Origin of the sequence: Rhodoferax aquaticus (assembly GCF_006974105.1) — a bacterium.
Taxonomy (GTDB): domain Bacteria; phylum Pseudomonadota; class Gammaproteobacteria; order Burkholderiales; family Burkholderiaceae_C; genus Allorhodoferax; species Allorhodoferax aquaticus_A.
The window spans coordinates 1,771,812-1,790,552 of record NZ_CP036282.1 but is presented as its reverse complement, the minus strand read 5'-3'; the positions used below and the strand labels follow the sequence as shown (position 1 = coordinate 1,790,552).

Genomic DNA, 18,741 nt, shown 5'->3' with positions numbered 1-18,741 from the left:
TGGCAACCCTGTTGGGCAGCTTGGCCGTAGTCCTATCCAGCGCGTGGTGGATTTTTAGACCATGAGCAGCATCACCGCCTCTCCCCCATTCGCGTCCGGCACGCGGGCTGCAGGCGCAGCCCCACGCCTGCAGTTCACGCGCAATACCTCGATTGCATTCACCGTGCTGGTCTCTCACGCGGCGCTGTTGTGGGCCGTGCAATCTGGCTTGCTGCAACAGGTCGTGCACGTCATTGAGCCTGCCATCATCATGGTGGAGCTAAACGCGGGTGCACAAGCCCCCGCCAAGCCAGCCCCACCCCAGCCGCCCAAGCAAGTGCAAAAAACGGCTGTAGCGCCCGTTAAATACGCGCAAGCAGCTACACAATCCATAGCACCCAGCGCACCCTCTGCGCCGCCTGCAGCCACACCTACCAGCGCGCCCGCGCCATTGGCAGTGGCCGATGCTGGCCAAGCCGCGAGCGCCACAGTGAGCAGTGCCTCGGCCGCCCCAGGTGCCAGCACCTCTTCGGCCGCGTCTAGCGCCAAGTCCAGCGGCACGGCGGGCCCTGCCGCACCTGCGGCCCCCAAGGTCGAGCTACCGTCAAGTGACGCGGACTACCTGAACAACCCCAAGCCCGCCTACCCGCCCTTGAGCAAGCGCCTGGGCGAACAAGGCAAGGTGGTAGTGCGCGTACTCATTGGGGCTGACGGTGTGCCGCAAACCCCAGAAATCAAGCAGAGCAGCGGGTTTGACCGCTTGGACCAAGCGGCACTCAACACCGCCCTGCGTTGGCGCTACGTGCCGGGCAAGCGCAATGGCGTGGCCGAGGCCATGTGGTTCAACGTGCCCATCAACTTCGTTTTGGAATAGGCCGCAAGGGCACGGCGCTTAAGGCATTTGGCCCTTTGACCGAGTTTTCAGTTTTAGTTTTTAACAGCAATTTTTTAGTGGAGTCGTTATGGAATCGCAACTCGGATTAATCGCCCTGTGGGCCCAAGGTGACTGGGTTACCAAATCAGTGGCGGTGCTGCTATTGGTCATGTCCTTGGCCACCTGGACGGTGATCCTCATCAAGGCCTTGGACATATTGAAGTTCAAAGGCCTGGGCCAACGCACCGAGTCGTTTTGGCACAGCGAAGACTTTGCCACCGGCGTGGAGCAACTGGGCCAAGCCCAGGGCAACCCCTTTGTGCAACTCGCCCACGCCGGGCGCGAAGCCACCGCCCACCACCGCAACACCAAAACCCAGTTGCACGACACGCTAGACGTGAGCGACTGGATCAGCCGCAGCTTGCGCAACTCGATTGACGACAGCACCGCCCGTTTGCAAGCCGGTTTGGCCGTGCTGGCGTCGGTGGGCTCTACCGCGCCGTTTGTGGGTTTGTTTGGCACCGTGTGGGGCATCTACCATGCGCTCATGGGCATTGGCGCCTCCGGCTCGGCCAGCATTGACAAGGTGGCTGGCCCCATTGGCGAGGCACTCATCATGACGGCGCTGGGCTTGGCGGTGGCCATTCCAGCCGTGCTGGGCTACAACGCTTTGGTGCGGGGCAACAAGTCCATTCTGACCAAGCTCAACCGCTTTGCCCATGACCTGCATGCCTACTTTGTGACCGGTGCCCGTGTGGGCTCAGGCCATGTTGAAGGCAAGGTCATTGCCATGAAAAAAGCCTAAATAGCGCCCCGCGCAAGGACCACCGCCATGGCATTTGGAACCCTAGACCCGTCGGCCGACGCCGACACCGAAGTAATGAGCGAGATCAATATGACGCCCTTGGTGGACGTGATGCTGGTGCTGCTGATCGTGTTTATCGTCACCATTCCTATCCTGAAGCAAGCGGTGAATGTGGAGTTGCCCACCGCCACCAGCCAAGCCCAGGCCACCAAGCCAGAGACCATCACACTCAGTGTGGATGCACAAGGCAGCTACTTTTGGAACCAAACGCAGGTGTCGCCAGAAGCTTTGGGCCCCATGCTCAGCGCTGAAGCGGGCAAGACACCCCAGCCCGAGTTGCACATCTATGGTGACAAAGCGGCACGCTACGAGTTTGTGGCCCAGGCCATGGCCAGCGCGCAGCAAGCGGGCTTGAAAAAAATTGGCTTCGTCACCGAGCCCCAACGCTAAGGCCCGCTATGCAGCACCCCCTCCACACCACCAAAGCCCCGGTCCGCGCCAGCACCCTGACCAGCCCGCCATCACGTGCCCAAGCAAGCACGCCGCCTGTGCTGCAGTCCACCCAGTTGCTAGGCAGCCAACAAGCCGTAGACATTGAGCACCTGGGCCAACGCTACCGTTTGCAAGCGACTAAGGCGGGGAAGCTGATTCTGACGAAGTGAGTCGCAGATTCCTCGTTTTGACCTTGCGCGGCCGCAAAAAAAGCTGCCAGCCCCTGAACCAGGGCCTTAGCAGCTTCATATTTCATAGCACGCTGCGCAAGCAGCATGCGGGCCAATAGGCAATTCTCTTCTAAAGCCTCTTACAAACCAATGGCCGCAATGCCGGCCTTGGCAACTTGCGCATCTTCGCTGGACTTCACGCCGCTAACCCCTACAGCGCCGAGGCACTGGCCGTCTTTAATGATGGGAACGCCGCCTTCCAGCATGGCATCCAGTGCAGGTGCGCTCAAAAATGACACGCGCCCTCCATTGATCATGTCCTCATAGACTTTGCTTTCGCGGCGGCCCATGGCGGCCGTGTGGGCCTTGCCAGGAGCAATATGCGCGGAAATGGGTGCGGCACCGTCCAAACGTTGGAAGTGCAAGAGGTGGCCGCCGTCGTCCACAATCGCAATGCTCACGGCCCAATGGTTGCGCAGGGCTTCTGCTTCTGCTGCAGCCGCAATGGCCTTGACATCGGCAAATTCGAGGGAAAATTTGTTCTTCATAGATGCAACTTTTTGAGATTTCAAGAACCCAAGAGCATACCCCTAGGTGCAGCAGGTCCAAAGCTCTGTTTTGCATAACACCCCTGCAAAAAATCGGGCCAATCCGGGCCTACATTTTGGACCTGCACTTGAATGTACCTAGAATGTCCACAACTACATTACGTAGCATTCAAAGGAGAGTTGACTATGAACGATCGTGTGACCATTCTTGACCAAAGTTATGGCTATGGTCTGTCTGAACAAGAGCGCAACAAGGTGTTGCGCAATACCTACTGGCTATTGGCCTTGAGCTTGGTGCCTACCGTGCTGGGTGCTTGGATTGGCGTTGCCACCGGCATGGGCAAAGTGTTTAGCGGCGGCTTAGGGATGGTGTTGTCTTTGGCGGGCCTGTTTGGCTTTATTTACGCCATCGAAAAGACCAAAAATTCTGCCGCTGGTGTGCCTGTGTTGCTGGGCTTTACCTTCTTCATGGGCTTGATGCTGTCGCGCATGATCAGCATGGTACTTGGCTTTAAGAACGGCTCTGACCTGATCATGACCGCCTTTGCAGGAACCGCCGGCGTGTTTTTTGTCATGGCAAGCCTGGCGAGCGTGATCAAGACCGACCTGTCTGGCATGGGTAAATGGCTGTTTGTTGGAGTGATTGTGTTGTTGGTGGGTGGGGTTATCAACATGTTTGTGGGCTCTACCGCAGGCATGATGGCGCTGTCCATGGCATCCATCGGTATCTTCAGTGCCTATATGTTGTATGACATCAAGCGCATCATTGATGGCGGCGAAACCAACTACATCAGCGCAACGTTGGCTTTGTACTTAGACATCGTCAACGTGTTCCAAAGCTTGCTCGCTTTGCTGGGCATTTTTGGCGGCGAACGCGACTAATTCCGATACAGGTGCGTGTGATGCGCGCTCAAGCGGAAGTAAAGGCCCTTAGGGGCCTTTTTCTTTGCTTTGCCTTGTGACGTATTTATCAATACCGGGCAGAATTTGCCGATAGCTCTATCAAGCCTACCTCACCCCTATGTTTTTACGCCCCTGCCTTCTCGCCGTCTCCCTGCTTTTGAGCGGGTGTGACATTGAGGCGCTCTTGGCAGACCCCAAACAGGTCAAGAAAGAAGCGGATGCAAAAGCCATTGGCGGCGCGTGTCGCTACGGCATGCGCAGCCTGGAAGACTGCTACACACTGAACGACAAAGCGTCCAAATCCGCCATCTTTATCGGCTGGAAGGACATGGACCAGTACATGCGAGAAAACAAGGTAGAAGGTATTGAGGCCAAAATTCCTCGGCCTCCGCCCCCACCGCCGCCGCCCAAACCGGGTGAAGAAACCGTGGTGGAAGAAGAGAAGGCCAGTGCCACTGAAGCCCCGGCCCCGGCCCCAGCCAAGACGCCAGAAAAGGCTGGCGAAAAAGTGGCCGCCACGGGCAAAGAAAAAGCCTCGGACACCAAAGCCAAGCCTTCCGCCAAACCCAAGGCCACCGCTGCGGGTGGCGAGCATTAGCTCGCCAAAGCTAGGTCGGTAAGGGGCAGCTGTTTTGCCCAGGCTTCGGGCAAAACACTTTGCGGGGCTTAGGCGATCAAATCAAACACCGCAATGCTTTCCACATGGGCAGTGTGCGGAAACATGTTCACCACGCCGGCAGCGCTCAAGCGATAGCCGGCTTCATTCACTAACACGCCCGCATCACGCGCTAGCGTTGCTGGGGCACAGCTCACATACACAATGCGCTTAGGTGCTGTCCAGCTTGCTCGCAACTCAGGCGACTGGTGCAGAGCTGCCAAGGCCTGCACCAAGGCAAAAGCGCCTTCGCGAGGTGGATCAATCAACCACTTGTCGGCGCTGCCGTCACCCTTGAGTAACTCTGGTGTCATTTCAAACAGGTCACGCGCTGCAAATTGTGTAGGAGCCAGTGGCTTTCTGGCTTGCCCGTTAGCATCTTTGTCTTGGTTAACGGCCAAGTTGTCGCGCGAACGAGTCACAAGTGCTTCACTGCCCTCTACCCCCAAGACCTCGCGGGCCTGGGTGGCCAACGGCAAGGTAAAGTTGCCCAAGCCGCAGAACCAGTCAATCACCCGCTCGTCCCACTGCACCGCCAACAATCCCAAAGCACGGGACACCAGCACGCGGTTGATGTGCGGATTCACTTGGGTGAAGTCGGTCGGGCGAAACGGCATGGTGATACCAAATTGGGGCAAGGAGTAGGCCAGCTGCCCGGTGGCGTGGCCTTCCAGCTCATCCATGCGCTTCACAGTCTCAGGCCCCTTGGACTGCAGCCACCACTGCACACCGGGGTGGCGTGCCGCAAACTGGCGCAGGCGGTCCATGTCGGCATCAGTGAGCGGTACCAAGTGACGCAGCACCATGGCGGTCACATCGCCTTGGCCAAACACGCTGGTGCTGCCCTGATCGGCCGCGCTAAGTCCAGACGCACCGCCCATGTCGCCCACTGCCAGCTCGATTTGGGCAATGTGGTCGGCAGCATCCATTGAAGCAATCAAGGCGCGCAGAGGCAACAGCATGGCGCTCACATGGGGCGCCAGCACATGGCATTCCTTCATATCGGCCACATAGCGGCTCTTGCGCTCATGAAAGCCAATCAGCACCGCGCCTTTCTTGCGCACATTGCGTACCGACAAACGGGCGCGGTAGCGGTAGCCCCAGGCCGGGCCTTCAATGGGGCGTAGTACGTTCACCGCCTTGACTTTGCCGATGTGCCAGAGGTTGTCTTCCAGCACGCGCTGCTTCACGGCCACTTGGGCGCCGATGTGCAGGTGCTGCATCTTGCAGCCGCCACACGCACCTTCATGCAGTCCAAAATGCGGGCAGCCAGGGCGCACGCGCTGGGAGGACTCCAAATGGATTTCGGTGAGCGTGCCTTTTTCAAAGCTGTTCTTAGAGCGGTGGATCTGCGCACTGACGATTTCAAACGGCAGCGCACCATCAATAAACACCACTTTGCCATCGGGCTTGTGGGCGACGCCTTGGGCTTCAAGGTCCAGCGATTTAACTTTGAGCCAGCCTTCGGGCAGCGGCTTGTCTTGGGGGGTATCGGTCGAAGTGTGGTCAGTCATGCCCCAATTGTCTCAGGCTTGGGGCCGCTGGTCTCTACATCAAGGCATCGCGGCTGATACCACGGCGTGCAATATGGCGTTTGAGCTTAAAAATGGCCTCGTTTTGTACCTGGCGTACCCGCTCACGGGTCAAGCCCAGCCGGACACTGAGGACATCCAAGGTTTCAGGCTCCCGATCATGCAAGCCAAAACGTCCTTCTAAGACTTCGCGCTCGCGGGAGGACAAGGTAGCCACCCATTGCTCAAGAAGTTGGTCCACCTCATGCGCTTGGGTAATGTCCAGTGGGTCCAATGCCAAAGCGTCTACCAGCCCATCACCCAAGGTTTGATCCCCATCCACACTGCTCAAAGCAGCGTCCAGAGAGCGCGGTGCTTCTGCCATGGAGAGCAGATCTTCGACCTCACTGGCGTCACGGCCCAGCAGTGCCGCTATATCGTCTACACGGATGCCATCGGGCCGCTGTGCGACCAGATCACCGTCACCTTCCAGCGTTTTTCGGGCCCGCAAGACCTGCTGCAACTCGCGCACCACGTTGACGGGTAATCGCACCGCCCTGCCTTGGTACATCAGCGCGCGGTCTACTGACTGACGTATCCACCAAGTGGCATATGTGGAAAAGCGAAAACCTCGCTCCGGTTCAAACTTGTCGATGGCGTGCATGAGGCCCAGATTGCCCTCCTCGATCAAGTCAGAAACCGGAACTCCGCGCCCGCCATATCCCTTTGCAATGCTGACCACCAATCGAAGATTGTGCTCAATCATGCTTTGTCGGGCGGCGAAATCACCGGCCCTTGCACGCACGGCCGTATCAAACTCTTCTTGGGGGGTAAACAGCTCGGTCTTGCGCACGCCGCGCAAGTAGACACCTAAGGTATCAGAGGACTCATCACCCGCTTTAGCTACAACTTCAATAGCATCCTGCGCAATATCGACGGGCGGCAAGGCCTCATTCTCATCAGAAACTTCCCCCGTTGGGCCTTGGTTCTCGTTCATGCCGGTTAAACCATTGCCAAAGGGAGTGTTCATGCGTTTAGTCCACTATCTGTTGGGCAGGTATTTACTGGGATCCACAGGTTTGCCTTGCCTGCGTACCTCAAAATGCAGCTTGACCCGGTCTGCATCACTGTTGCCCATTTCGGCAATTTTTTGGCCGCGCTTGACGTTTTGGTCTTCCTTGACCAGCAATGTCTGGTTATGGGCATAGGCGGTAAGGTAGGTGTTGTTGTGCTTGAGAATAATCAGATTCCCATATCCACGCAATCCCGCGCCCGAGTACACCACGCGTCCATCAGCCGCGGCCAGCACGGGGTCACCGGCAGCTCCACCAATATCTAGGCCTTTGTTCTTGACTTCATCAAAGCCAGCAAGCACCGGGCCTTTGCCAGGCCACATCCAATTGGGTTCGTCGTCACCTGCGGCAGCCGCACCAGCAGCAGGCTTGGTATCCGCGGGCTTGGTGTCAGCAGTTTTTGCTTCCGCAGTTTTGGGGTCTGCCGCTTTAGGGTCCGTTGGCTTCGCTTCGCCAGTTTTAGGTTCTGCAGGCTTGCTGTCTGTCGCACTACTCGGTTTGGAAGGCAGGGGCGCAGCGGTCACAGCAGCAGTGCCTACGGGTTTGGCGACTGCACCAGTTTCTGCCGCTATGGGTGGTATGACCCGCAGCACTTGTCCTACCTCAATCTTGTTGGGGTTTTCCAATGCATTCCAACGGGCGATGTCTTTGTAGTTCTGACCGCTGTCTAAGCCAATGCGAATCAGACCATCACCAGGCTTCACGGTGTAATAGCCGGGCTTGCCAGCATTTTCAAAGCCAGGAGGCTGCTTGACGGGGGGCGTGTTGGGGTCCAGTGCTGCCGTTCTAGGGCTTGCGGCGGTTCCACGGTCCTCCACTGGCGCGCGGTTCAGGGGCTTTGATCCACACCCCACCAATCCCATGGAGAGGGACACAACGGTCCATCCCAAAACGCCACGCAATTTACCAAACATAAGCAATATCCTTCAAGCAACGCCTGATTTTAGAGGGACAAAGTGCACCGCCTCTAAAACCGTTTGATGTATTCCATGCGCGGTTTTGTCAATGACCACCAAGGCCTGGGCGCCTTGGGCGCCGCCCGTCGTAGAGACAGGGGCGACCAGTCGCGCGCCCACTGCCAGTTGATCAATCCACGCTTGCGGAATGGCCTCGCCACCTGCCGCAGCGATGATGCCTGCGTAGGGAGCGCCCTTGGCGTAGCCCACCATCCCGTCGCCAAACAGCAGGTGCAAATTGGCCAAACGCATGGTGCGCACGTTCTCGCGGGCCTTGTCGTGTAGGCCGCGCAGCCGTTCGATGGTGTAGACCTCGTCGGCCAGCAGGCTCAACACGGCGGCTTGGTACGCACAGCCAGTACCGATCTCCAAAACACGGCCTAGCTTGCCTTGCGCTCCATTACGCAATAGCTCCAACATGCGGGACACGACGCCGGGCTTGGAGATGGTTTGCCCCAAGCCGATAGGCAAGCTAGTGTCTTCATAGGCTTGGTTCGCCAGTGCGGTATCAACAAAGCGATGGCGCTCAACAGTCCCCATAGCATGCAGTACCAAGGGGTCACGTACCCCCTCCTCTGCCAACTTTTGCACCATACGCATGCGCAAGGCGCTGGACTCGCCAGCCGCACCCCGAGTAGGCGGAACACTGACAATCCCGCCACGCGCCGCTGCCAGCGCTTGTGGTGCAACCCGCAACGTGTGCGAACTGGGCAACACGGCAGATACAGGCTTTGGGAGTGCCGCTTTTACAGGCATTGGCAAAGTTGCCGGGGTTTGCGTTTTGCTTGCTGCAGTCAGGCCAACGGGCTTACCTGAAGGATTGGGCCGTGTTTGGGCCAGTGTTTCATCTAACTGGGCGGGAAAACTGGGGCGCCGCTGGTTCATGCCTACGCCACCGACGCTGGGCCTGCAGACAGGCGAGAGGCAGTTTGCGCCCAATAGCTCAGGCTGTCGTGGTCCGTCAGATCTACCTTCAGTGGCGTGACTGCAATATGGCCTTGGGCGGTCGCGTGAAAGTCGGTTCCATCGGCATCGTCTTTGACCGGGCCCGCAGCACCGATCCAGTACATGGTTTGACCACGAGGGCTTTGCTGAAGAATCACTTTTTCCGCTGCATGGCGCTTACCAAGTCGGCAGAGCTTGACGCTACCGATGGCCTCGTAAGGCAAATTCGGAATGTTCACATTGAGCAACCACGGGGTTGTCGTCACCATGCGCTGCTGTTGCATAGACTGAACGAACTCTCTGGCCTTGCGAGCGGCTGATGCGAGCTCTACCCAGTCTTTTTCCACCTGGGAGAATGCAATGGCGGGCACACCAAACAAAAAGCCTTCCATCGCAGCACCCACAGTGCCTGAATAAATGGTGTCATCACCCATATTGGCGCCATTGTTGATACCAGACACCACTAAGTCAGGACGGTAGTCCAGCAGGCCAGACATGGCAATGTGCACGCAATCTGCCGGTGTGCCATTGACATAGCGAAAGCCGTTGCTCGCGCGTGCCACATACAGGGGCGAATGCAGGGTCAAGGCATTGGACTTGGCGCTGTTGTTTTGCTCAGGGGCGATCACCTCAACATCGGCAATATCCTTGAGTGCGTCATACAAAGCTACTATGCCGGGCGCTTGGTAACCGTCGTCGTTGGAAATTAGGATTTTCATAGTCTGTGGGAGTTCGCAACCATTGTAGGTGCGCTGCGGGTATCAGGTCGCTTGAGAGACATTTTCAACGCAGCCTAGAACCTATCATGCACCACCGATTTATGGAGACAACCTGATGCACGCTTGGCTTTGCGAAAACCCTGTGGGTGTAGATGCCCTGAACTGGCAAGAGCTGCCCATGCCACAGCCCCAAGCGGGCGAAGTGCTGTTGGAAATCAAAGCTGCCAGTCTGAACTTCCCAGATCTTCTGATTGTCCAAAACAAGTACCAGTTCAAGCCACCCTTGCCTTTTGTGCCAGGCTCAGAGTACGCTGGTGTCGTGCAGGCCGTGGGCGAAGGGGTGCGCCACCTTGCGGTGGGCCAGCGGGTCGCGTGTTTAAGTGGCACGGGTGGCTTTGGTACCCACACGATTGCACCAGCCGCACTGTGCATGCCTTTGCCTGAAGGACTAGGTTTTGTAGATGCTGCCGCCTTCATCATGACCTACGGCACCTCGCACCATGCCCTGGTTGACCGCGCCCAACTCAAGGCGGGGGAAACCGTATTGATCTTGGGCGCTGCGGGCGGCGTTGGCACGGCCGCCATTCAGATTGCAAAGGCAATGGGTGCCAGAGTCATCGCCGCAGCCTCTACACAAGACAAATGTGACCTGTGTTTGTCCTTGGGTGCAGATGCCAGCATCAACTACTCGCATGAAAACTTGCGTGAAGCCCTCAAAACCTTAACGCAGGGCAAGGGCCCCGATGTCATCTATGACCCGGTGGGTGGCGACATGGCGGAGCAAGCCTTCAGGTCTATCGCGTGGCGGGGCCGTTACTTGGTTGTAGGATTTGCAGCGGGCCCTATCCCGGCGCTCCCCTTTAACTTGGCCTTGCTCAAGGGTGCGTCCATTGTGGGTGTGTTCTGGGGCGACTTTGCCAAACGCGAGCCTAAGAGCAACGCGGCCATGTTGCAAGCGTTGGCGCACTGGTATGCCAGCGGCAAGATCAAACCCGTCATTGACCGCACGATGCCTATGGCTGAACTCAAGGCCGCTTACGCACACATGTGGTCTCGTGCTGTCAAAGGCAAACTAGTGATGGTGAACGCAGACGCCTAAGCGGCCTCGCGACAGGAAGCCGGGGCCATTAGTGCTAGCCCTATGGCCTAGGCTGCCGTACACTTTTGTAACCCTCTGCAAAAGGTAATTGGTAATGCAAACCCAGTCTTCTGATCTGAGTGTTAAAGCCTTTCACCAGATCCTCCTGTGGCCACTGAGGTTAATGCCCGTGCGTGGGTCTGTTGGACAGCACGCAAAACCTTGGCAACTGTTGGCCGACATGGGCGAAGCCAGCCCGTGGCGTGAAGTTGTCGACGAGTACACCGGTGACAGTGATCGCTTTCATGAGCGTCACTACAACGAGTTTGTGACCTTCCTGCCCTACGTTCAGCGATTTTTGTATGGCGAAGGCCGCAGCCCCAAGGGCGCAGGTGCTGCAGGTTCTCCGATGCGCGTGTTTAGGCGCTCTGATGTGAAATCTGTGCGCGTTACGACCCGCGAAGGCACGGCCGCGTTGACGCTGGACATCGTGCATGTAGATCTGTACTTTTTTCTGGATCTTGATTTGGTGTTGCTCAACGTCGAGGTGTGCGCCAGTGCCCTCACTTTGGCACAGGCGCAAGAGGTGATGTACCGGTTTGGTCGTGGCTACCCAGCAGGCTGGGATGCCCAAGGTCACGCCCAGCACTGCTTGGCCAGCGCGCAATGGTTGGGACATGATGACCGCGTACTGGCTGAATCAGATGCCCACGACAGAGATAGCTTTATGGCGCATGTCAGCAGCCACCGTGCCCCGCGCACGGCTACCCATTGGGCTTGGTTGCTGCAACCTTTGGTGAGCGACCACTCGGACCAAGCCGGCGCTCTGCGTTACCGGCAAATTGAGTACTACCGCATGCCCTTGCTGGCATATCTGGCGCTTGATCGGCCACAAGCCCTTGAGCGCAACGATTTCATTCGACTAGGACTTGTCACTGGAGAAGCACGCCCCGGGGACGATGCTCAGGCACATCAAAAAGAGGTGCACTTTCAGCACTTTGAAAAAGACTATTGCTACGACCGGTTTTGGATTCCGACCGGCGCCGCACCGCATACCCGCTATTTGTGCAGCGGGCGTTCACTCGTGGTGGTGGGAGATGCAAACAGCCCGTTCTTCATGTGCAGAGACAGAGGCGTGCTTGCCCAGTTTAGGCATCAACACTTCTTGCTGTTTTTGATTGCGCACTTCCAAAAAGCAGCTCTGCTGATGTTTTCTGACCGTCTGGCTGAAGCGCTGAAGAATCTCGACATCACCGACGCGGCCAGCGTGCGCAGCTTCAAGCGCACCATTCGCGATAGCTTTGCCAGTTTCTTACGCTTTACCCATCGCTACTGGTTTCACTCAGTGTCAGAGCAAGCGCAAGTGCGTACTTTGTTCAGAATGTGTGCCGGGCATCTTGGCTTAGACCCACTCTATGCAGAGGTCAAAGAACGTATTGCCGAAATGAACCAATATCTGGAGGCAGACAGCATCCGTCGCCAAGCCAACACGGTGGTAAGGCTGACGGTGGTCACTATTTTTGGTTTGATCGGCACGGTCACCACGGGTTTCTTGGGCATGAACCTATTGGCTGAAGCGGATGCACCGATTGAACGCAAACTAGCGGTGTTTGCGGCTGTTTTCCTATTGACCACAGCGCTGACCGTTTACACCATGGCCAAGTCTAAGCGGCTGTCTGACTTTCTGGACGTGTTATCCGACGAGCGCGCCACTTGGTGGCAAAAAACCAAAGCGTTCGTACTCATCTGGAACAAGAACACCGACTGAACGTGCAACGTTCGCCCCGGAAAACAAAAAAGGACTTGCAAATGCTTGCAAGTCCTTTTTGAACCAATTACTTGGTGGGCAGTACAAGTTTCGAACTTGTGACCCCTGCAGTGTGAATGCAGTGCTCTACCCCTGAGCTAACCGCCCTGAATGTGTATCAGGAAAGACGCATATTATATACCAGCTTTAGGCAAGCTTACGCCACATCGTTTTGCCACCACTGGATTTATCCATTTGCGTAAGCACATCGTCATGGGCTGTGAGCTCTTGTGCATTGGCTTCCAAAATGGGCAAAGTAAACCGTGTCAAATCCACATTCACCACTTGGATGCCGGGTTCATCCTGGGTCCCGCTGTCCATCAACAAGGCATCTTGGCCACGGGTCATGTTGATGTAGACGTCCGCCAGTAGCTCTGCATCTAACAAAGCGCCATGCAGTGTTCGACCCGAGTTGTCTACCTCCAAGCGGTCACACAAGGCATTCAAGCTGTTGCGCTTGCCCGGAAACATTTCCTTGGCCATGACCAGCGTATCGACCACGCCAGACACATGCTCGCGCAGAGGCGGCTTGCCCAAGAGCGCCAACTCCATATCCAAAAAGCCGAGGTCGAACGGCGCGTTATGGATGATGATTTCCGCGCCTTGCAGATAGGCTAACAACTCAGCCACCACGTCTTTGAATGGCGGTTTATCCGCCAAAAACTCGGTGGTGATGCCGTGCACCCGCAACGCATCTTCGTGGCTGTCTCGCCCCGCGTTCAAGTAGTAATGGAGATTGTTACCAGTGAGCTTGCGGTTGACCAACTCCACGCAGCCAATTTCAATGACGCGGTCGCCGTCATGGGCGTTCAAACCTGTGGTTTCGGTATCCAGAAAAACTTGACGCATGGCTCAAACCCACTCAGTGATTTTCTTTGGCGTGGTTGATGGTGTATTTGGGGATCTCCACCAGCAGGTCTTTTTGCGCCAAAAATGCTTGGCAACTCAAGCGCGAATTGGGCTCTAAGCCCCACGCGCGATCCAACAAGTCTTCTTCGTTTTCGTCCAAGGCATTAAGCGAGGCCATGCCCTCGCGCACGATGACGTGGCAGGTAGTGCACGCGCAACTCATATCGCAGGCGTGCTCAATGTGGATGTTGTTTTCCAGCAAGGCTTCGCAAATCGAGGTGCCAGCAGGTGCTGATATCTCTGCGCCTTGCGGGCAGTATTCAGCATGGGGAAGTATTTTGATAATGGGCATAGACAAAAGGGCCTAAGCAGCTCACATGGCCGCAATATTTTTACCAGACAAAGCGTGGCTGATGCCACGGTTCATGCGCATAGCCGCAAAGGCTTCCGTTGCCTGCGCAAGGGCTTTGCATTGTGCTTCGATCAATGCGGCATCGTCTTGCACCATCGAACCTAGCACCACCTCTACTGCACTATCGATCAAAACGCGTTCAGCGTCGTTCAGCAGATCACCATCAGCCGCCAAGGCACTGCGCGTGGCCATCACCAAGCGGTCTGCGTCAACACGCGCTTCCACTAGCGCCCGTGCGCGCATGTCTTCTTGCGCGGTGGAAAAGCTGTCTTGCAACATCTTGGCAATTTGATCATCCGCCAAGCCGTAGGAGGGTTTGACATCAATGCGCGCTTCCACACCACTGACTTGTTCATGCGCAGAGACACTCAAAAGGCCATCCGCATCCACTGTAAACGTCACGCGGATGCGCGCAGCACCTGCGGCCATAGGTGGAATGCCACGCAACTCAAACCGAGCCAGGCTGCGGCAGTCCGCCACCAAGTCACGTTCACCCTGTACGACGTGCAATGCCAGCGCGGTCTGACCGTCTTTGTAGGTGGTGAAGTCTTGCGCCATGGCAGTAGGTATGGTTTGGTTGCGCGGAACGATGCGTTCCACCAAACCACCCATGGTTTCCACGCCAAGGGACAAAGGAATTACGTCCAGCAGCAGCAAATCTCCCGCGGCGTTGTTGCCGGCCAGTTGATTGGCTTGAATCGCGGCACCCAGCGCAACGACTTCATCAGGGTTTAAGTTCGTCAGCGGCGCACGGCCAAAAAAGTTTGCAACTGCTTGCTGGATGTGGGGCATGCGGGTGGAGCCACCCACCATTACCACGCCTTGTACGTCTTGCGCAGACAACCGCGCATCGCGCAGCGCCTTGCGCACCGCCAGCATGGTGCGCTGTGTCAATGCAGCTGTAATCTCAACAAACTGCGCACGAGACAGGTCAAATACGATGCTGGCGCCCGTCAAATCGGCACGGAACGCTACAGAATCAGAAGCAGTCAACGCTTCTTTGCAGACACGTGCTGCACGCTTCAACGCCGCCTTGTCTGCGGCACCATCGACCTTGGCACCCGTTTGCAGCAAGACCCAATCAGCAAGCGCTTGGTCATAGTCATCACCTCCCAAAGCGGAATCGCCGCCCGTGGCAATCACTTCAAAAACACCCTGGGTCAAGCGCAGGATGGAAATATCAAACGTGCCACCACCGAGGTCGTAAATGGCATACACGCCCTCGCTTGCGTTATCCAAACCATACGCAATAGCGGCTGCCGTCGGCTCACTGATCAGGCGCAACACGTTGAGCCCTGCCAACTTGGCCGCGTCCTTGGTAGCCTGGCGTTGGGCTTCGTCGAAGTAGGCGGGTACGGTAATCACCGCACCAAACAGATCGTCATTGAACGTATCTTCCGCCACATAACGCAGTGTTGCCAAGATTTCAGCACTGACTTCCACCGGAGACTTCTCGCCCACAATCGTGTCAATGCCCAGCATGCCTGCGTGGTCCACCAAGCGGTAAGGCAGTTTCTCGGCACCCACAATGTCTTTCACACTGCGCCCCATAAAGCGTTTGACCGAGGCAATGGTGTTTTCAGCGTCGCTGGCCAAAGCTTCTTGCGCTGTGAATCCAATCTGCCGCCCACCGCCGGGCAAATAACGCACCACCGAAGGCAAGATGACCCGCCCTTGGGCGTCTGGCAAGCATTCCGCAACGCCATTGCGCACTGCGGCAACCAAAGAATGTGTGGTCCCCAAGTCAATGCCAACGGCAATACGCCGCTCATGCGGATTGGGCGATTGCCCGGGTTCGGAAATTTGTAAGAGCGCCATGGGCTTATTTATTCAAACTGGTCAAAGCTGCGATCCAAATCTTGGCCGAACTTTTCCAAAAACATCAGGGCGCGCACTGGCAAAACTGCCGCCGCGTAGTCAGGCGCTTGATCGAGCTTCTGGGCCAACTCCGCAAACAGAGCACGTTTGGCGGCGTCTACATCGTTGCGCAAGCTATCAAGGGCATCGATGGTAGCAGCCTCGTCCAAAGCTTCACGCCACTCCATTTGCTGCATCAAAAACTGCGCAGGCATGGCAGTATTGCTATGCGCATGGATGGGTGCACCACCCAGCTCGCACAAGTAGGCCGCGCGTTTTAGCGGGTCTTTGAGACGTTGGTACGCCTCATTGATGCGCACAGACCATTGCATGGCAACCCTTTGAGCAGCCGCACCATGCATGGCAAACTTATCAGGGTGAGCCTCACGTTGAAGCTCTTTCCAGCGCGCGTCTACAGCGGCACGGTCTTGGGTGAACTGCGGTGTAAGACCAAACAGTTCAAAATCATTGGACTGAAGGTTCACACCCGGAAAGACTCACCGCAGCCGCACTTGTCGCGCTCGTTCGGGTTGTTGAAACGAAATCCTTCGTTCAATCCTTCGCGCACAAAATCTAACTCGGTGCCGTCGATGTAAGCCAAGCTTTTGGGGTCTACCAGCACTTTGACACCATGGCCTTCAAACACCAAGTCTTCCGGCGCCAATTCGTCCACGTATTCCAGTTGGTACGCCAAGCCGGAGCAGCCGGTGGTCTTAACGCCCAAGCGAACGCCAACGCCCTTGCCCCGTTTCACAAGGTAGCGGTTAACGTGCCGCGCTGCGGCTTCGGTCACGGTGACTGCCATATCAGTTCAGGTGCTTTTTTTTGTAGTCATCCACGGCCGCCTTGATAGCGTCTTCTGCCAAGATGGAACAGTGAATTTTCACAGGTGGCAGAGCCAACTCTTCGGCAATTTCGCTGTTCTTTAGGGCTGCCGCTTGGTCCAAAGTTTTGCCTTTGACCCATTCGGTCACCAATGATGACGACGCAATCGCAGAACCACAGCCGTAGGTCTTAAAACGCGCATCTTCAATCACGCCGGTGACGGGATTGACTTTAATCTGCAACTTCATCACGTCGCCGCAAGCGGGAGCGCCCACCATGCCTGTGCCCACCGTGTCATCGCCCTTGTCAAAGGAACCCACGTTGCGGGGATTTTCGTAGTGATCAACCACTTTGTCTGAGTAAGCCATATCTATGTACCTTGATGAAATGTGTGCGAGTTAGTGGGCGGCCCACTGGATCGTGCTGATGTCAATGCCTTCTTTGTACATGTCCCACAGCGGGCTGAGGTCACGCAGTTTGGCTACGTTGAGCTTGATAGTCTCGACAGCGAAATCAATGTCCGCCTCTGTTGTCCAACGACCAATGGTCATGCGCAAGCTGCTGTGTGCCAACTCATCGCTGCGCCCCAGAGCGCGCAGCACATAGCTAGGCTCCAAGCTGGCAGAGGTGCAAGCGGAGCCACTGGAGACAGCCAAGCCTTTGATCCCCATCATCAAAGACTCACCTTCCACATAGTTGAAACTCATGTTCAAGTTATGGGGTACGCGCTTTTCCAAGTTTCCGTTAATGAACACCTGCTCGACATCTTTGAGCCCTGCCAACATACGGTCATGCAGAGCGCGGATGCGTGCGTTGTCGGTAGCCATTTCGGCTTTGGCAATGCGGTAAGCCTCACCCATACCCACGATTTGGTGCGTAGGCAGCGTGCCGGAGCGCATACCACGCTCATGGCCGCCACCGTGCATTTGGGCCTCTAAGCGCACACGCGGCTTACGGCGAACAAACAGGCCTCCAACCCCTTTGGGGCCATAGGTTTTGTGGGAGGTCAGGCTCATCAAATCGATAGGCAACTGAGACATGTCGATATCCACGCGACCTGTCGCTTGGGCAGCGTCCACATGGAAGATGATGCCTTTCTCACGGCAGATAGTCCCCAAAGCTACTACGTCTTGGATCACGCCGATTTCGTTGTTCACGAACATCACGCTTACCAAAATCGTATCAGGGCGGATTGCCGCTTTGAAAACATCCAAATCAATGAGACCGTCTGCCTGAACGTCCAGGTAGGTCACCTCAAAACCTTGACGCTCCAACTCACGGCAAGTGTCCAGCACCGCCTTGTGCTCGGTCTTCACTGTAATGATGTGCTTGCCCTTGGACTTGTAAAACCCTGCGGCGCCCTTGAGCGCAAGATTGATGGACTCGGTAGCGCCCGAGGTCCACACGATCTCACGAGGATCCGCACCAATCAAGGCTGCGACATGCTCACGCGCCTTCTCAACGGCGGCTTCAGCTTCCCAGCCCCACGCATGGCTGCGCGATGCGGGGTTACCAAAATGCTCACGCAGCCAAGGAACCATCGCATCAACCACCCGCTCATCGCAAGGGGTGGTGGCGCTGTAGTCCATGTAAATGGGAAAGTGGGGAGTGGAATCCATGGCGGGCTCGTTGCTGGCTAAAAAGGAAAAATGAAAATCAGGACTTGGAGAAAGCATTGCCCAGGGCAAAAACAGAATTGGGCGTGTTCACGCGAATCGTCTGCGACACCGGCATGGCAGATATGGCGCGCTTGAGGCTGGGGCCTTCTTCAACTTGCAAGCCCTTCGCCAATTGATCGTCGACTAACTTTTGCAGCGTGACCGACTCCAAAAACTCGACCATGCGCACATTCAAAGAAGCCCACAAGTCATGGGTCATGCAGCGGGCTCCTTCGCCCATGCAATTCTCTTTACCGCTGCATTGCGTGGCATCAATGGGTTCGTCCACCGACAAGATAATGTCCGCAACGCTGATATCACCTGCCTTACGGGCCAACATATACCCGCCGCCCGGGCCGCGCGTGGACTCCACGAGGTCGTGGCGACGAAGCTTACCGAACAGCTGCTCCAAGTAAGACAGTGAAATTTGCTGGCGCTGACTGATGGCGGCCAAGGTCACAGGGCCACTGTTTTGGCGCAAACCTAGGTCGATCATGGCTGTGACCGCAAAACGGCCTTTGGTGGTGAGACGCATCGCATGCTCCTTCAGTCGCATTTGGTTGACTAACTGAGTCAAGTATACCAAAAACCCAGTAAATTTGTCGGGTACCCTGAAGTTTTAAGG

Annotated in this window: 22 protein-coding genes and 1 tRNA gene; 8 read left to right on the top strand and 15 right to left on the bottom strand. The window is 56.6% G+C overall.

The window, feature by feature from the left end; translation table 11 throughout:
• Positions 1 to 61: 61 nt before the first annotated feature.
• The 4 genes from EXZ61_RS08380 (at position 62) to hemP (ending at position 2,320) form a co-directional block, all read left to right on the top strand.
• Positions 62 to 853 (top strand): energy transducer TonB, encoded by a 792-nt coding sequence (locus tag EXZ61_RS08380; RefSeq protein ID WP_142810851.1) that lies wholly within the window; start codon positions 62 to 64, stop codon positions 851 to 853.
• A gap of 88 nt (positions 854 to 941) precedes the next feature.
• On the top strand, positions 942 to 1,658 hold the full coding sequence (locus EXZ61_RS08375) for a MotA/TolQ/ExbB proton channel family protein (protein ID WP_142810849.1): 717 nt from the start codon (positions 942 to 944) through the stop codon (positions 1,656 to 1,658).
• A 27-nt stretch (positions 1,659 to 1,685) separates the two neighbouring features.
• The gene (locus EXZ61_RS08370; protein ID WP_142810847.1) at positions 1,686 to 2,108 is read left to right on the top strand and encodes an ExbD/TolR family protein; all 423 of its coding nucleotides are present in this window, start codon (positions 1,686 to 1,688) and stop codon (positions 2,106 to 2,108) included.
• 8 nt (positions 2,109 to 2,116) lie between these two features.
• On the top strand, positions 2,117 to 2,320 hold the full coding sequence (hemP, locus tag EXZ61_RS08365; protein WP_142810845.1) for a hemin uptake protein HemP: 204 nt from the start codon (positions 2,117 to 2,119) through the stop codon (positions 2,318 to 2,320).
• A 140-nt stretch (positions 2,321 to 2,460) separates the two neighbouring features.
• Here hemP and EXZ61_RS08360 read toward each other — a convergent pair whose 3' ends face one another.
• Complete coding sequence (locus EXZ61_RS08360; protein WP_142810843.1) at positions 2,461 to 2,868, bottom strand: GlcG/HbpS family heme-binding protein; 408 nt, start codon at positions 2,866 to 2,868, stop codon at positions 2,461 to 2,463.
• Between the two features lie 186 nt (positions 2,869 to 3,054).
• On the opposite strand from EXZ61_RS08360, the gene EXZ61_RS08355 reads away from it, so the two are divergent.
• Positions 3,055 to 3,750, top strand: a complete 696-nt coding sequence (locus EXZ61_RS08355) for a Bax inhibitor-1/YccA family protein (RefSeq protein WP_142810841.1) — start codon at positions 3,055 to 3,057, stop codon at positions 3,748 to 3,750.
• Positions 3,751 to 3,955: 205 nt separating this feature from the next.
• Positions 3,956 to 4,369, top strand: a complete 414-nt coding sequence (locus tag EXZ61_RS22585) for a hypothetical protein (protein ID WP_425353615.1) — start codon at positions 3,956 to 3,958, stop codon at positions 4,367 to 4,369.
• 68 nt (positions 4,370 to 4,437) lie between these two features.
• On the opposite strand, the gene rlmD is transcribed toward EXZ61_RS22585, so the two are convergent.
• From rlmD to surE, 5 genes are all read right to left on the bottom strand, one after another.
• Positions 4,438 to 5,940, bottom strand: coding sequence for a 23S rRNA (uracil(1939)-C(5))-methyltransferase RlmD (gene rlmD, locus EXZ61_RS08345; RefSeq protein ID WP_142810839.1), 1,503 nt, complete (start codon positions 5,938 to 5,940; stop codon positions 4,438 to 4,440).
• Between the two features lie 34 nt (positions 5,941 to 5,974).
• On the bottom strand, positions 5,975 to 6,967 hold the full coding sequence (locus EXZ61_RS08340) for a sigma-70 family RNA polymerase sigma factor (protein ID WP_142810837.1): 993 nt from the start codon (positions 6,965 to 6,967) through the stop codon (positions 5,975 to 5,977).
• A 12-nt stretch (positions 6,968 to 6,979) separates the two neighbouring features.
• Positions 6,980 to 7,924 carry a peptidoglycan DD-metalloendopeptidase family protein gene (locus EXZ61_RS08335; protein WP_142810835.1) on the bottom strand — a complete coding sequence of 315 codons (945 nt, stop codon included), beginning with the start codon at positions 7,922 to 7,924 and terminating at the stop codon, positions 6,980 to 6,982.
• 12 nt (positions 7,925 to 7,936) lie between these two features.
• On the bottom strand, positions 7,937 to 8,722 hold the full coding sequence (locus EXZ61_RS08330; RefSeq protein ID WP_142814168.1) for a protein-L-isoaspartate(D-aspartate) O-methyltransferase: 786 nt from the start codon (positions 8,720 to 8,722) through the stop codon (positions 7,937 to 7,939).
• A 131-nt stretch (positions 8,723 to 8,853) separates the two neighbouring features.
• Positions 8,854 to 9,630, bottom strand: a complete 777-nt coding sequence (gene surE, locus EXZ61_RS08325) for a 5'/3'-nucleotidase SurE (protein ID WP_142810833.1) — start codon at positions 9,628 to 9,630, stop codon at positions 8,854 to 8,856.
• A 115-nt stretch (positions 9,631 to 9,745) separates the two neighbouring features.
• On the opposite strand from surE, the gene EXZ61_RS08320 reads away from it, so the two are divergent.
• Entirely contained in the window at positions 9,746 to 10,729 is a 984-nt protein-coding gene (locus EXZ61_RS08320) for an NADPH:quinone oxidoreductase family protein (protein WP_142810831.1), read from the top strand.
• Positions 10,730 to 10,823: 94 nt separating this feature from the next.
• Positions 10,824 to 12,476 (top strand): magnesium transporter CorA family protein, encoded by a 1,653-nt coding sequence (locus EXZ61_RS08315; protein WP_142810829.1) that lies wholly within the window; start codon positions 10,824 to 10,826, stop codon positions 12,474 to 12,476.
• A 72-nt stretch (positions 12,477 to 12,548) separates the two neighbouring features.
• On the opposite strand, the gene EXZ61_RS08310 is transcribed toward EXZ61_RS08315, so the two are convergent.
• The 9 genes from EXZ61_RS08310 to iscR form a co-directional block, all read right to left on the bottom strand.
• Positions 12,549 to 12,623, bottom strand: a tRNA-Val gene (locus tag EXZ61_RS08310).
• Positions 12,624 to 12,662: 39 nt separating this feature from the next.
• Positions 12,663 to 13,364 (bottom strand): DNA polymerase III subunit epsilon, encoded by a 702-nt coding sequence (gene dnaQ, locus EXZ61_RS08305; protein ID WP_142810827.1) that lies wholly within the window; start codon positions 13,362 to 13,364, stop codon positions 12,663 to 12,665.
• A gap of 13 nt (positions 13,365 to 13,377) precedes the next feature.
• Positions 13,378 to 13,716 carry an ISC system 2Fe-2S type ferredoxin gene (gene fdx, locus EXZ61_RS08300; RefSeq protein WP_142810825.1) on the bottom strand — a complete coding sequence of 113 codons (339 nt, stop codon included), beginning with the start codon at positions 13,714 to 13,716 and terminating at the stop codon, positions 13,378 to 13,380.
• Between the two features lie 21 nt (positions 13,717 to 13,737).
• The gene (gene hscA, locus EXZ61_RS08295; RefSeq protein ID WP_142810823.1) at positions 13,738 to 15,594 is read right to left on the bottom strand and encodes a Fe-S protein assembly chaperone HscA; all 1,857 of its coding nucleotides are present in this window, start codon (positions 15,592 to 15,594) and stop codon (positions 13,738 to 13,740) included.
• An 8-nt stretch (positions 15,595 to 15,602) separates the two neighbouring features.
• Entirely contained in the window at positions 15,603 to 16,118 is a 516-nt protein-coding gene (hscB, locus tag EXZ61_RS08290; protein ID WP_142810821.1) for a Fe-S protein assembly co-chaperone HscB, read from the bottom strand.
• Positions 16,115 to 16,438: an iron-sulfur cluster assembly protein IscA gene (iscA, locus tag EXZ61_RS08285; RefSeq protein ID WP_142810819.1), complete on the bottom strand. Its 324-nt coding sequence runs from the start codon at positions 16,436 to 16,438 to the stop codon at positions 16,115 to 16,117. The genes hscB and iscA overlap by 4 nt, the downstream gene beginning before the upstream one ends.
• Before the next feature lies 1 nt (position 16,439).
• Positions 16,440 to 16,826 carry a Fe-S cluster assembly scaffold IscU gene (iscU, locus tag EXZ61_RS08280; RefSeq protein WP_142810817.1) on the bottom strand — a complete coding sequence of 129 codons (387 nt, stop codon included), beginning with the start codon at positions 16,824 to 16,826 and terminating at the stop codon, positions 16,440 to 16,442.
• A gap of 30 nt (positions 16,827 to 16,856) precedes the next feature.
• Positions 16,857 to 18,077, bottom strand: coding sequence for an IscS subfamily cysteine desulfurase (locus EXZ61_RS08275; protein WP_142810815.1), 1,221 nt, complete (start codon positions 18,075 to 18,077; stop codon positions 16,857 to 16,859).
• A gap of 37 nt (positions 18,078 to 18,114) precedes the next feature.
• The gene (iscR, locus tag EXZ61_RS08270; RefSeq protein WP_142810813.1) at positions 18,115 to 18,651 is read right to left on the bottom strand and encodes a Fe-S cluster assembly transcriptional regulator IscR; all 537 of its coding nucleotides are present in this window, start codon (positions 18,649 to 18,651) and stop codon (positions 18,115 to 18,117) included.
• Between the last annotated feature and the right edge of the window lie 90 nt (positions 18,652 to 18,741).